Below are 12,922 nucleotides of genomic sequence, written 5' to 3' on the forward strand. Positions count from 1 at the left end.
CGGGACAGAAACGTCCCCCTTACGCCTGTTTTACGTCACAACGTTTCTGGTCGAGACCAATCCTCTCCGTGGCAGGACCACAAATCAGATTATCATCGTTATCAGTTGTATCATACTATATATTCGCCGATTAGTAAAGGAACCACGGATAAAATGAAGGGATAAAGAGATAAAATTATTCACGGCATATCCCATGAAATGGCGTCGATGCTTTCTTGACATACCGACCCAATTCTGTAATAATGCAAATTGAACTATTTTATCGAAATTTTTGGATATGATTCGGAGGGATCAATCATAAACAAGTTAAATAAAAAGGATCTTTTGACGCTCGGATTTATGATGTTCTCCATCTACTTCGGCGCGGGAAATCTGATCTTTCCGCCCGCACTGGGACAGGCGGCAGGTGAGCATACCCTGCTTGCGATGATCGGCTTTATGGCGACGGGCGTCGGTCTGCCGCTGCTCGGCATCACGGCGATCGCACTGACAGGCGGGGAATATACGCCGTTGCTGCGCGAAAAGACATGGCCGCGCTTTGCGACGGTGCTGCTCATCCTGCTCTATCTCATCATCGGCCCGCTCTTTGCGATGCCGCGCACCGGCGCAGTCTCGTTTGAGATCGGTATCCGCCCGTTCCTCACGGAGGAGAATTTTGCACTAGGGCAGCTGATCTACACGGCGATTTTCTTTGCTGCGTCCTACTATCTCTCGTTGAACCCGAACAAGATCATCGACCGCGTGGGCAAGATGCTGACCCCTGCCCTACTCGTTGTTCTCTTTATCCTCTTTGCTCAGGCGTTCCACGCGCCGCTGGGGAACATCCTTGCGCCGACAGGCGCCTACCTAGAGGCGCCATTCGCACAGGGATTTCAGGACGGCTATCAGACAATGGATCTACTTGCCTCGATCGCCATCGGTGCACTCGTGACGAATGCGATTCAGATGCGCGGGATCACAGATCGCCATGCCATCGGCTCGGCCTGTCTGATCTCGGGACTGATCACGGTGACGCTCATGACGGCGGTCTATGGATCGCTCGCCTACATTGGTGCGACAAGTGCCTCGGTACTGGGGCAGTCAGAGAATGGCGGGCAGATCCTCGCGGGTGCCGTCGGGATTTTCTTCGGCGCATCGGGCAATCTGCTGCTCGCCGTCATCATCGGGCTGGCGTGTCTGACAACGTGCTGCGGCATCACGTCGAGTGCTGCCCTGTTCTTCAACAAGCTGCTAAAGGGCCGCATTTCGTACGAACGGCTCCTTCTGATCTCCATTCTGTTCAGCTTTGCCGCCTCGAACATCGGGCTGACCCAGATCATTACGCTTGCCGTGCCCTTCCTCGTCACGATTTACCCGCTCGTCATCGTCTTTGTGATTCTCTCGCTCTTTGATTATTTCATCGGCTGGCGCAAGAGCATCTATCAGGGAGCGATCTCCCTCACGCTCGTGTTCTCGCTGATCGATGGGCTGCATGCCGCGGGGCTGTGTCCGCCGGCACTGCATGAGCTGCTGCGTCAAACCATTCCCCTCTATGGGATCATGATGGGGTGGGTCTGTCCCGCCGCCATCGGTGCACTCATTGGACTCTGCGTCTCGCTCTTTCAGACAGCGCCGGCGCCCAAGGAAGCAGATACATAGACATAAAAGAGGGCTTGTTGTACGAAATTTGCAGTTTCGTGCAACAAGCCATTTTTATTTTCTATTCTTCTTTCTCCGCCAGCGCAGGTAGAGGACGACAATCACAATGACGGCGACAACGACGAAGATCATGCTCGCCTCGTGTCCGTATTCCATGAGGTCGGTCCAGCTCTCACCGAGCACCATGCCGGCGTAGAGGATCGCCGCCGTCCACGGGAGCGCGCCCGCAATCGTATAGAGGAAGAAGCGCTTCGGGTCGACGCGGGCGAATCCTGCCGGCAGCGAGATAAAGGTGCGCACGACGGGAAGCATGCGGCTGAAGAATACGGCCTTCAGTCCATACCGATCAAACCAATCCTGTGCGATGTTCACGTGTGACTTCTTGATAAGGAAATATTTTCCATACTTGTCCACGAAGGGACGTCCGCCGCGCGCACCGACCTCATAGGCAAAGAGCGAACCGAGGAGTCCGCCTGCCATCGCTGCGAGAAGTGCTCCCTCGAACGACATGTGCCCCGCAAAGATGAGATATCCGGCAAAACCAAGGATCAGCTCACTGGGAATGGGAATGCACGCGTTCTCCGCCGCCATAAGAATAGCGACAGCAACATAGCCCCACGAGGCAATGAATGAAAGAAATATCTGCGTAAAATGCTCCACAGGGATGCTCCTTCAAGACAGAGAACGTCCAACAAAAAATCCCCAGTGCGTACACGATGCACCGGAGACTCAGCTACAAGGTGGTGCCTCAGAGCGGAATCGAACCACTGACACGGGGATTTTCAGTCCCCTGCTCTACCAACTGAGCTACCGAGGCAAAAGGAAAAATGGCGACCCGAAGGGGACTTGAACCCCTGACCTCCGCCGTGACAGGGCGGCATTCTAACCAACTAAACTACCGGGCCGTTCCTGGTGACGCGTACGGGATTCGAACCCGTGAAGCCGCCGTGAAAGGGCGGTGTCTTAACCACTTGACCAACGCGCCGTATCCGCGCTGTGCGGCGGATGATCCTTGCAGACCATCCGCCGCACATTCACGAACGCCATTATATGGGATTTTACCCCACTTGTCAACAAATTTTATTTACAATCTACATACAATATAAAATCCGATCTCAGAGCGTCATCCCGCTGCCAAGATTCGCCCACTGAACATCAGCGGCGTACTCTTCGAGTTCCGGCAGTTTCTCCATGAGATACGAGTTCGTGACACGCACAAAGGTGCCCTTCATGCCGAGTGACTTCGACTCGATGACACCGGCGGACTCGAACTTGCGGAGTGCATTGACGATGACTGAGCGCGTGATCTTTGCCTCGTCGGCGATCCGCGATGCGATGAGCCTGCCCTCGAACTTCCCTTGGCTCGCGAGCTCCTGCAGAATCGCATGTGCCGCCTTGCGCTCAGAGTACGAGAGTGTCTCCACCGCAATCCGTACCGCCTCGCGCTGACGTGCTTCGATCTCGTTCTTCTGTGCCGTGTCGCGCAGCATCTCCATGCCGACGACGGTCGCACCGTACTCGCTGAGCAAGAGATCAGGGTCGCCGAACTCCTTCTTGGCATTCGACACAACGAGCGTCCCGAGACGACGGCGCGGTCCATAGATCGGTGTAACGACAATGTTCTGTTCATGGAACAGCTCTGCCATCTCTTTCTCGAAGGACGCGCCATCCGTTCCCACACGGATGTTGGAACGCGTCTCCTCAAGTCGGTTGAGCCAGTCCACGAACTTGCGCGGGAACTGTCCCAGCTCAATCGCCTCATTCGTCATGAGGTCGTCATTATCATCATAGAACGCATAGCCGCAGATGCGGCCTCCTTCGTCGGTGATATAAACGTTTGCCTCAAGGACGTTACTCAGTACACGTGAAATCCCGTCATACTCAACGCTTTCCGAACGTTGGAGCAGACGATTGATTTGCCGCGTCTTTCCCAGCAATGTAATCATCTGTATCCCCCTCTTTCCCGAGCTGCACCCTTACAGCTCTGCGAAACGATAACCACACCCCGCAAGATACATTTTTCCTTCATATTTATCATACTACATTTTTGTAAAATTTCAAGAAATACTTGAATGTTTTCCCTCTTCCATTGATAAAATTATTCTATCTCTTTATAGTTCAGTGTGATAATTTCGAAAAATCTGTCTTATTTGGGGTGGAGTTCATTCGATCAAGAATCTCTTAGAATTTTTTCTATGACACCTTGCTTAACGGAGAGAATCATAGTATAATGACACGGTGTTTGCGTGCGGCTTGAGTGAAGCCCACGTTGAGGAGGTGTAACAATGGCAAGTGTATGCGAGGTCTGCGGCAAAGGGATGATGAGCGGCAACAATGTGAGCCACTCCCATGTAAAGACGAAGCGTAAGTGGAAGCCGAACATTCAGCGCGTCCGCGCCCTGGTCAAGGGTGAGGTCAAGCGTGTCAATGTATGCACGCGCTGCCTGCGTTCCGGCAGCGTCGAGCGTGCTGTTTGAGCGAATACGCGCATAGAAAAATCCGTCTGTTTAAGAAATCGCTGATAAGATGAGGTATGCCGGTTTGGCGTGCAAAGTTTATCCGTGTTTTCTTAATTCGGGCGGTTTTTTTATAAGAAATTGCAGTGATATCGGAGAGAGAAGGGGTTCGCCAATGGGAACAAATGTCACAGAGATCCGTGCAGCAAATGAGCGCTACGTCGCCACATTCGGCGACAAAGGAGGGCTATCACACGATCCAACGCGGCGGTTTGCCGTCGTCACCTGCATGGACTGCCGTCTCGACCCGGCAAAATTTGCGGGGATCGCGGAGGGCGACGCGCACGTGATCCGCAACGCGGGTGGACGCGTATCGGACGATGTGATCCGCTCGCTGCTGATCTCCTACAAGATGCTCGGCACGAACGAGTGGTTCGTAATCCAACACACGCACTGCGGGATGCAGGGCCTCACCAATGAGGCGATATGTGCGCGATTCGAGGAGGATGCTGCCGCGCACGGCGGGGATGCCGTCGAGGCACACTACATCGACTTTATGCCAATCGCAGGAGAGCTTGAGGAGAATCTCGTCCGCGATGTGCGCCGCCTGCGCACGCATCCGCTCGTCCCCGCATCCATCGTGATTCACGGCTGTATCTACGACGTGCACACGGGACGCCTGATCGTCTCGGAGGAAGCGGAGAAGATCGGCGCAGCAAAATAAAAGGGAATCCGTGCAATAAAAAACGCTCCGAACGGAACGTTTTTTATTGCATCTCACTGTTTTCCCGAGCCCAAGTATTTAGTACCTTCTTTACTTCACCCCAGTCAGGGAAATAGCGATCCATGCGGGCGTAGAACTGCGCGTTGTGCCCGCGCACCCATAGGTGCGTGAGTTCGTGCATCATGACATAGCGCAGAGCACGCACGTCATACTGTACCAGCTGCAGATTGAGCGTGATGTAAGCCGTCCGCACATTGCAGCTGCCCCAGCGTGTCTTCATCGCGCGGATGCGCCAACGTTCGGCATGTTTTCCGACAATTGCCTCACAGTGCGGTGCTTCCCGTTCAATCGCCGCTGTGAGTTCACGACGGCAGAGTGCATCGACTGCCGCACGGCGCATTCGTGCATCTGCATCCACGGGCGCGTGGAGCACAATCATCCCGCCGACCCATTCGGCGTACGCCTTCCCGTGCACCAGCGGAGCATCGGCAATATGACAAGCTTTCCCCCAGAGATGCACAATATCCCCCGCCGCATAAAGCGACGGGGGCTTTTTTGCACGCATAGAACGCAGGCGCGCCTCAATCCACGCACGCCTGTGCCTGACGAAGTCCTCCATATCGCACAGCAATGTGCGGCGCGGCACACTGAGTTCGATGCGGCTGCCATCCGCACTGACGCGGAGGTAGAGGTTCTTGATGTTCTTGTAGCGGATGACGGCAGGAATCCCCGCCAGTGTCCGCTCCACCTCGCGCAGGATGCGCCCGTGCCCCTTCATTTTTCATGTCCTGTACGCATCGCACGCATCTTCTGCGCGACGTTATACATGGCGTCGAGTTCTTCCTGATCGAAGGTATAGACTGCACCGCAGAAGTGGCATTTCACCTCTGCCGTCCCATCGTCGCGGAGTGCGCGCAGATCTGCCTCACCAAGGGTCAGCAGACGGTCGGTGATGTAGTTCTTCGAACAGTTGCAGCGAAAGGCAAGATCGGTATGGGAAAGGATCTTTACATCGTCAAACCCGCCGAGGACGCTGCGGATGATGCCCTCCGCATCCAGACCGCCCTCCACCATGTGGGAGACAGAGGAAATTCCCTTCAGGTTCCCCTCAAGGCGATCAATCACCGCATCCGATGCGCCCGGCAGAGGCTGGACAAAGAAGCCGCCCGCGCCGAGGCACTGCAGCTCGGGGCTGACGAGGACACCGAGCCCGATCGAGGACGGTGTCTGCTCCGAGGTGTAGAGGTAGTGGATGAGATCGTCGGCGATCTCTCCGCTGACGATATTGACGCTGCCCGTCACGGGCTCTTTCAGCCCCGTGAAGCGCGTGACAGAGAGGATGCCCTGCCCAATGCCGCCGCCGACATCGATCTTGCCGTGCGCATTCAGCGGCAGATGGACATGCGGATGATCGACACAGCCGCGCACCGAGCCATCCGCCGTCGCATCCGCCGTCACCGTGCCGAGAGGTCCATCTCCCTTGAATTTGATCGTGACGGATTCCTTGTTCTTGAGATTTGCGGCAAAGAGGAGCGCGCCCGTCATCGTGCGCCCGAGTGCCGCCGCCGCAACGGGCCAACAGTCATGCCGCCGCATTGCCTCGGCGACCACATCCGTCGTCACCGCCGCAAATACGCGCAGCTGTCCGTTTGCCGCCGTTGCTTTTACCAGTTGATCCATATCGTCTTACCAGTCGAGCGCACGCTCATGCAGAACATCGCCCGTATCAATATCAAAAATCCGAATCGTGCCGTCCTCGAGGACAGCGACGGTATTGCGCCCGTCGGGGCGCTTCGAGAGCGCCGCCGAACCGGGGTTGAGAAACACCGTATTGCCGCGCTTTTCGAGAACGGTGACGTGCACATGCCCGCTAATAAAGAGATCAGCGCGCAGATGCTGCGCCATTTCATCTTTCTCCGCATCCGTCATAACGGCATCGCCGTGCGTGACGATGATGCGCCGCCCCTCCCACACGACGTAGGCGTAGGGAGACAGAACGGGAAGTGTGAGACAGCTCGCATCCACATCCGAGTCACAGTTTCCCTTGGCAATGATGACGGGGATCTCCGAGGCGTTGATGCGCTCGATCAGTCTCATCGGGTTGTAGTCCGCCTTCATCGGGTTGCGCGGGCCATGATAGGCAACGTCTCCCGCATGGAGGATGAGGTCTGCTCCCGTGAAAAATTTCTCGCACGCGCGCGTCCATGCGCCCTCATGTCCGTGTGTATCACTGATGATGCCAATCTTCATCGCATCACAGCTTTCCGAGGAGACTTGCCATCTCCATCGCCGCCATCGCGGCATCGGCGCCCTTGTTGCCTGCCTTCGTGCCCGCGCGCTCAATCGCCTGCTCGATGTTCTCCGTCGTCACGACGCCGAAGATCGTCGGCACGCCCGTCTGGAGGCCGACCTGTGCGACGCCCTTCGACACCTCGCTGCAGACGTAGTCGTAGTGCGTCGTCGAGCCGCGAATGACCGCCCCGAGGCAGAGCACTGCATCATATTTCCCGCTCGCCGCCATCTTCTTCGCCGCAAAAGGGATCTCGAACGCACCCGGCACCCACGCCACGTCAATGTCGCCATCCGCCGTCTCATGGCGGTGCAGCGTATCGAGTGCGCCGCCAACCAGCTTGCTCACAATAAACTCGTTGAAACGCGCCGCGACGATGCCGAATTTCAGCCCCTTGCCGCTGATGTAGCCTTCGATGATGTTCGCCATATTATTTTCTCCTTACTCCTCCATCATCTTCACAAATTGATTGTGTGATGATGCATTATAATACCCCAATTTATGCAGGCTGTACCAATCCTCGATCAGAGTTTCCTCCGCAGCATGGAGCGCAGTCAGAACTTCTCTGGCAAATTCCAGAGGTGCAGCCCCGTTTGCCGTAATGATGTTCTTATCGCAGATGGCTTGTCGCGCTTGAAAGTTCTCCGCTCCCTTGTACTTCGTCCCCTGCCATTCCTCGAGTGCAGACAAACGATTGCCCGTATGTTTGACCGAATCGAGCACACCGATGGATGCTAAAAACGCCGCCGCATCGCAAATCCCGCCAAGTATCTTGCCGCTTTTCACACAATGCTCGACCAATGGGATCATCTTCTGTGCACGCTCTTCGCGCCACCTCATACCGCCGATGAGGAGCAGAGCGTCGTAATTCTTCGGTGCAGAATCCACTGTATAATCCGCCGCCGCATGAATGCCGCCAATGGAGGTTATAGGTTCTTTCGAGAGGGAGACTGTCTTGACCTCAAATTTTCCCTGACCAAGCATATGAATTGCTGTCGACACGTACGCAGCTTCCCAGTCTGCATACTGTTCAAGAAGTGCCAGTAAAACCGTCTTCATCTCTCACGCCCTCGCACTCATTTCCCCAATTCCTCATCGCTGAGGATATGTCCCATCTTTTCCTTCTTCGTCTGCATGTAACGACGGTCATGCTCATTCGGATGGATGACCAGCGGTACACGCTCGACGATCGTCAGCCCATAGCCCTCAAGCCCCGCACGCTTTGCGGGATTGTTCGTCAAGAGACGGATGGTCGAAAGCCCGAGATCGGCAAGGATCTGTGCGCCGATGCCGTAGTCGCGGAGATCCGGCGCAAAGCCGAGCTCGACGTTCGCCTCGACGGTATCACGCCCCTGATCCTGCAGTGCGTAAGCGCGCATCTTGTTCGCAAGCCCGATGCCGCGTCCCTCCTGCCGCACGTAGAGGACGACGCCCTCGCCCTCCGCCTCGATGCGGCGCAGTGCCGTTGCGAGCTGATCGCCGCAGTCACAGCGCATCGAGCCGAGCGCATCTCCCGTCAGGCACTCCGAGTGTACGCGCACGAGAACATTTTCCTTGCCGCGCACATCCCCCTTGACGACGGCGAGGTCACAGCGTTTGTTGAGCGTGTTCTCATAGGCGATCAGTTTGAAATGCCCATACTTGCTCGGGAAGTCCACCTCCGAAATCCGATGCACAAAGTTCTCCGTATGCTTGCGGTACTCGATGAGATCCTTGATGGTGATGATGTTCAGCCCATGCTGTTTCGCAAACGCCTTCAGCTCAGGCGTACGCATCATGTGGCCGTCATCCGCCATGATCTCACAGCAGAGCCCCGCGGGGAACAGTCCCGCCATCCGCGCAAGGTCGGTCGTCGCCTCGGTGTGTCCCGCACGGCGCAGGACGCCGCCCTCGACCGTACGCAGGGGGAAGACGTGCCCCGGGCGGCGGAAGTTCGCGGGCTTTGCCGCAGGATCGAGCAGCATCTTGACCGTGTGGCACCGCTCGTACGCAGAGATGCCCGTCGTCGTGTCGTACGCATCGACACTGACGGTGAAGGCAGTCTCGTGGTTGTCCGTGTTGTTCTCCACCATCTGACCGATCTCGAGCTCGTCGAGACGGCTGCCGATGATCGGCGTACAGATCAGCCCGCGTGCATGCGTCGCCATGAAGTTCATGTGCTCCGGCGTCATCTTCTCTGCCGCAACGATGAGGTCGCCCTCGTTCTCCCTGTCCTCATCGTCCACGACGACGAGCATCTTTCCATTTTTGATATCCTCAATCGCCTGTTCAATCGTTGCAAAATCTGACATGCTATTTCTCCTAAAGTATTGTGAATATGACATCTCTGTGCTGCGAGTCCCACGCGAACACCTCGTTACGCAAGCGGTCGCATGCTTATCTGTCTAAATACCGGCGCACTTCTTAAACGCGCTGCGCTTGAACGAAAGAAGCACGCCGGGGACAGAACGCATGCTTCCCCCGCTTGCTTCACTAGGGTTCGCTTAGGGACATCGCACCCCACATCTACCACACTAAAACCCATGCTGCATCAGATATTCCCGCGTCAGCCCCGTCTTCCCCGCAGCAGAACTTTCACCCCCGAGCAGCTTCAGCGCATATTTTCCGAGGATGTCCGTCTCGATGTTGAGCAGACTGCCGATGCGCTTCGCGCCGAGATTCGTCACCGTGCGCGTGTGCGGGATGAGGCTGACGGTAAAGTCCGCCGCGCCGACTGCCGCCACGGTGAGGCTGATGCCGTCGAGGGCAACCGAGCCCTTCTCGACAATCCCGCGCAGAATTTCTGCATCGGCGGCGACCGTCATGAGAATTGCATTTTCCTCCTCGCGCATGGCTCGTATCTTCCCCACGCCGTCGATGTGCCCGCTGACGAAATGTCCGCCCATGCGCGTCGTCGGCAGCAGTGCCCGCTCCAGATTGAGCGGTGCGCCGCGTGTCAGCTCCGCGAGCGAGGTGCGCCGCACTGTCTCGGGCATCACGTCGGCAGAAAAGCCCTGTGCATCGAATGAGGTAACCGTGAGGCAGATGCCGTTCACGGCGATGCTGTCGCCGATGTGCGCATCCGACTGGACGAGATGTGCACCGATCGAGAGCACGCCGCCCGAGAGGCGGGCAAATGTACCGACCTCCTCGATGATTCCTGTAAACATATCCTCACCTCACTCCGCTGGTGTGTGCAGGCTGCCCGTCACGAGGAGATCCGCGCCGACCTGTTCAACGTGCATATCATGGAGGTGCAGCGCCTCCTGCGGCGCGTCAAAGCCCACACCGCCGACGGGTGTCGGTGCCTCCCCGCCGCCCATCAGCATAGGGGCGATAAAGGCGCAGATTCGATCCACATAGCCGCCTGAGAGAAATGACCAATTCACCGCAGCGCCGCCCTCGACGAGGAGGGACGTGCAGTCATGCGCGCCGAGCCAGTCGAGCAGGCGCGGGAGCTCCACGCGCTCCGCCCCGAGTGTCACCACCTCTGCGCCGCATGCGCGGAGGCGATCCACACGCTGCGGATCGGCACGCTCACTCACGGCGATCACCGTCGGAGCCGCTCCGTCCGTCACCAGTCTCGCATCATGCGGTGTGCGCGCCGCCGAATCCAGTACGACGCGCAGCGGATTCTTCCCCGCACGATGCGGCAGTCGCGTTGTCAGGCTCGGGTCATCCGCGAGCACAGTGCCGATGCCGACGAGAATCGCGTCGCTCGCATCGCGCATCTCATGCACGCGCAGACGTGCCTCCTCGCCCGTAATCCAGCGCGACGCCCCCGTATGACTTGCGATCTTCCCGTCGAGCGTCATCGCCGTCTTGAGCGTAACGAGGGGGCGCTTCGTTGTCACCCACGTGAGAAACGCAGCGTTCTGCCGCCGCGCTTCCGCCGCGCAGACGCCCGTCACGACCTCTATGCCCGCCGCCTCAAGCATCGCGATTCCGCGCCCTGCGACAAGCGGATTCGGGTCACGGAGCGCCACCACGACGCGCGTGATCCCCGCGGCGATCACCGCCTTGGCACAGGGGCCCGTCCGCCCCTGATGCGCACACGGCTCGAGCGTCACATAGAGCGTCGCACCGCGTGCCAACTCCCCCGCCATGCGGAGCGCGTGAATCTCCGCGTGCGGCTCGCCCGCCGCACGGTGCCAGCCGCTCGCAGCGACGATCCCGTCGCGTACGATGAGCGCCCCCACGAGCGGATTCGGCGACGTGCGCCCGCGCGCAAACTCCGCCAGATGCAGAGCCTCGCGCATATAGGATTCGTCCGTTTCGTTCATAGTAATCCCATTCTGTTCTTTACCTTCTTGAGGAGTTTATCTTGTGCTCCAGAAGTGAACCCTAGTGAAACAATCGGGAAAAGCGCACGGTACGCCCCTGCGGATTTCTTTCGTTCAAGCGCAGCGCGTTTAAGGAATCCGCAGGTATTTCAGCGTACAAGGGCGCGGCCGATTGTGTAACGAGGCGTTCACGAGGGAGCACAAAATAACAGTAAAAAAATAAAAACCGCCGGAAGAAACTCCTCCGGCGGCACATAAATCGTCCCAAGGAATCACAGATACATACCTATCCATGTTCCTATCATAGACGCGCCTTTTCTCATCCAGACTGCGAAAGCATCTGCCTTCTTCACTGTCGGCTCCGGAATTACACCGAATCATGCCGCTCTCACAAGCAGCTTGCGGGCTGTACCGCCGGTGGGGATTCTCACCCCGCCTCAAAGAGCATCATTCGTATGCTATTGTATCATTCTGTATTTGGACTGTCAATTGTAAATCTTGCACGTGCCGCGTGTCTCCTCAGCGCGGCGCACGACCTCATCGAGATCCGCCCCGCAGACCGCGGCAATCGCGGCGACCACACTGCCCTCAACGATGGGGCAGTCCGCCATGCGCACGCGGCTGCTGCGCATCTCCTCGATGATCGTCTCCGCCGTCAGCACAGAACTGCCCGCATCCGCGAGCACAACGACGCCGTCAGCGCTACAGACGCTGTCGATCGCTGCCGTAATGCGCGCATAACTCGTCCCAAAGCCGCCGTCCTCCATGCCGCCCGCCGTTGCGATATGCGCATCCTTTGCCATCATGCGGCACGTCTCCGCGATGCCATGCGCGAGCACGGCACTGTGCGTTACAATCACAAGTCCGACCATATCAGCCTCTCCGCCGTGTCCATGCCCCAATGCCGCACACCGCTCCCGCGAGTATCGCCGGCAGGAGATATGCCGCCTGCGGCAGTGCCGTCAGAATCATCACACCAACCGTACGGTCGTGCACAATCATCGAGCCGCCTGTCCAGCCCAGAATCGCCGCACCGAGCACAACGAGCACGGGATACTTTTCCATCAGCTTTCCGATGATCTGACTGCCGCTGACGACAATTGGAACACTGATGAGCAGCCCGAGCACCACGAGCAGGAAGTCGCCGTGCGACGCGCCCGCAATGGCAATCACGTTGTCGATCCCCATCGCCGCATCGGCGATGATGATCGTCTTGACTGCCCCTGCGAACGTCTCCGCCGCCTCGATATGCTCCTCGCCGTGGGCAGGGCGCAGGAGCTTCACGGCGATCGGCAGCAGCACCAGCCCGCCGAGTGCCTGTAGATACGGCACAGAGAGCAGCTGCACCGCAAAGAACGTCATGATGAGACGTACGACAATCGCGCCCGCCGTCCCGACATAGATGGCGCGCTTTCGAAGATGTGCAGGAAGGCGGTTGGACGCCATCGCAATCACGACGGCATTGTCCCCTGCGAGCACGAGATCAAGTACAATGATCGAGAAGAGTGCCACAAAGAACTGCGACGAGAAGAGTTCGACTTCCACAGCTTCT

The 12,922-nt window shown here is 57.6% G+C and carries 15 protein-coding genes, 3 tRNA genes and 1 riboswitch; of the genes, 3 read left to right on the plus strand and 15 right to left on the minus strand.

The features are described from left to right. Positions 1–249: 249 nt before the first annotated feature. Positions 250–1,638 carry a branched-chain amino acid transport system II carrier protein gene (gene brnQ / locus HMPREF9166_RS05275; protein ID WP_009443031.1) on the plus strand — a complete coding sequence of 463 codons (1,389 nt, stop codon included), beginning with the start codon at positions 250–252 and terminating at the stop codon, positions 1,636–1,638. A gap of 54 nt (positions 1,639–1,692) precedes the next feature. Here the strand turns inward: brnQ and HMPREF9166_RS05280 are convergent, their stop codons facing one another. The 5 genes from HMPREF9166_RS05280 to codY all read right to left on the minus strand — a co-directional run bounded on the left by HMPREF9166_RS05280 (position 1,693) and on the right by codY (position 3,584). After that, positions 1,693–2,298: a DedA family protein gene (locus HMPREF9166_RS05280; protein ID WP_009443032.1), complete on the minus strand. Its 606-nt coding sequence runs from the start codon at positions 2,296–2,298 to the stop codon at positions 1,693–1,695. Between the two features lie 81 nt (positions 2,299–2,379). Then, positions 2,380–2,455: transfer RNA gene (locus HMPREF9166_RS05285), tRNA-Phe, on the minus strand. An 11-nt stretch (positions 2,456–2,466) separates the two neighbouring features. Then, positions 2,467–2,543: transfer RNA gene (locus HMPREF9166_RS05290), tRNA-Asp, on the minus strand. Positions 2,544–2,548: 5 nt separating this feature from the next. Beyond that, positions 2,549–2,623: transfer RNA gene (locus HMPREF9166_RS05295), tRNA-Glu, on the minus strand. A gap of 130 nt (positions 2,624–2,753) precedes the next feature. Further along, positions 2,754–3,584 carry a GTP-sensing pleiotropic transcriptional regulator CodY gene (gene codY / locus HMPREF9166_RS05300; RefSeq protein ID WP_009443033.1) on the minus strand — a complete coding sequence of 277 codons (831 nt, stop codon included), beginning with the start codon at positions 3,582–3,584 and terminating at the stop codon, positions 2,754–2,756. A 339-nt stretch (positions 3,585–3,923) separates the two neighbouring features. Between codY and rpmB the strand changes: the two genes are divergently transcribed. Beyond that, positions 3,924–4,115, plus strand: a complete 192-nt coding sequence (gene rpmB / locus HMPREF9166_RS05305) for a 50S ribosomal protein L28 (RefSeq protein ID WP_009752959.1) — start codon at positions 3,924–3,926, stop codon at positions 4,113–4,115. 154 nt (positions 4,116–4,269) lie between these two features. Further along, positions 4,270–4,818, plus strand: coding sequence for a carbonic anhydrase (locus HMPREF9166_RS05310; RefSeq protein ID WP_009752960.1), 549 nt, complete (start codon positions 4,270–4,272; stop codon positions 4,816–4,818). A 43-nt stretch (positions 4,819–4,861) separates the two neighbouring features. On the opposite strand, the gene HMPREF9166_RS05315 is transcribed toward HMPREF9166_RS05310, so the two are convergent. From HMPREF9166_RS05315 to HMPREF9166_RS05360, 10 genes are all read right to left on the minus strand, one after another. Beyond that, positions 4,862–5,596 carry a M48 family metallopeptidase gene (locus HMPREF9166_RS05315; protein WP_009752961.1) on the minus strand — a complete coding sequence of 245 codons (735 nt, stop codon included), beginning with the start codon at positions 5,594–5,596 and terminating at the stop codon, positions 4,862–4,864. Further along, on the minus strand, positions 5,593–6,498 hold the full coding sequence (hslO, locus tag HMPREF9166_RS05320; protein ID WP_009752962.1) for an Hsp33 family molecular chaperone HslO: 906 nt from the start codon (positions 6,496–6,498) through the stop codon (positions 5,593–5,595). Before hslO ends, HMPREF9166_RS05315 begins: the two co-directional genes overlap by 4 nt. 6 nt (positions 6,499–6,504) lie before the next feature. Further along, positions 6,505–7,068, minus strand: a complete 564-nt coding sequence (gene yfcE / locus HMPREF9166_RS05325) for a phosphodiesterase (protein WP_009752963.1) — start codon at positions 7,066–7,068, stop codon at positions 6,505–6,507. Between the two features lie 4 nt (positions 7,069–7,072). Next, positions 7,073–7,537 carry a 6,7-dimethyl-8-ribityllumazine synthase gene (gene ribE, locus HMPREF9166_RS05330; RefSeq protein WP_009752964.1) on the minus strand — a complete coding sequence of 155 codons (465 nt, stop codon included), beginning with the start codon at positions 7,535–7,537 and terminating at the stop codon, positions 7,073–7,075. 12 nt (positions 7,538–7,549) lie between these two features. Further along, positions 7,550–8,167, minus strand: a complete 618-nt coding sequence (locus HMPREF9166_RS05335) for a DJ-1/PfpI family protein (protein WP_009752965.1) — start codon at positions 8,165–8,167, stop codon at positions 7,550–7,552. Between the two features lie 17 nt (positions 8,168–8,184). After that, positions 8,185–9,399 carry a bifunctional 3,4-dihydroxy-2-butanone-4-phosphate synthase/GTP cyclohydrolase II gene (locus HMPREF9166_RS05340; protein WP_009752966.1) on the minus strand — a complete coding sequence of 405 codons (1,215 nt, stop codon included), beginning with the start codon at positions 9,397–9,399 and terminating at the stop codon, positions 8,185–8,187. 222 nt (positions 9,400–9,621) lie between these two features. Then, positions 9,622–10,257: a riboflavin synthase gene (locus tag HMPREF9166_RS05345; RefSeq protein ID WP_009752967.1), complete on the minus strand. Its 636-nt coding sequence runs from the start codon at positions 10,255–10,257 to the stop codon at positions 9,622–9,624. 9 nt (positions 10,258–10,266) lie between these two features. Continuing rightward, positions 10,267–11,370: a bifunctional diaminohydroxyphosphoribosylaminopyrimidine deaminase/5-amino-6-(5-phosphoribosylamino)uracil reductase RibD gene (gene ribD, locus HMPREF9166_RS05350; RefSeq protein WP_009752968.1), complete on the minus strand. Its 1,104-nt coding sequence runs from the start codon at positions 11,368–11,370 to the stop codon at positions 10,267–10,269. 308 nt (positions 11,371–11,678) lie between these two features. Further along, a riboswitch (FMN riboswitch) is annotated at positions 11,679–11,819 on the minus strand. Positions 11,820–11,855: 36 nt separating this feature from the next. Continuing rightward, positions 11,856–12,242 (minus strand): dihydroxyacetone kinase phosphoryl donor subunit DhaM, encoded by a 387-nt coding sequence (gene dhaM, locus HMPREF9166_RS05355; protein WP_006690129.1) that lies wholly within the window; start codon positions 12,240–12,242, stop codon positions 11,856–11,858. Between the two features lies 1 nt (position 12,243). Next, a complete protein-coding gene (locus tag HMPREF9166_RS05360) occupies positions 12,244–12,915 on the minus strand; it encodes a TerC family protein (protein ID WP_009752970.1) in 672 nt (223 codons plus the stop codon). Positions 12,916–12,922 lie beyond the last annotated feature (7 nt).

The organism is Selenomonas sp. oral taxon 149 str. 67H29BP (assembly GCF_000146365.1).
GTDB classification, from domain to species: domain Bacteria; phylum Bacillota; class Negativicutes; order Selenomonadales; family Selenomonadaceae; genus Centipeda; species Centipeda felix.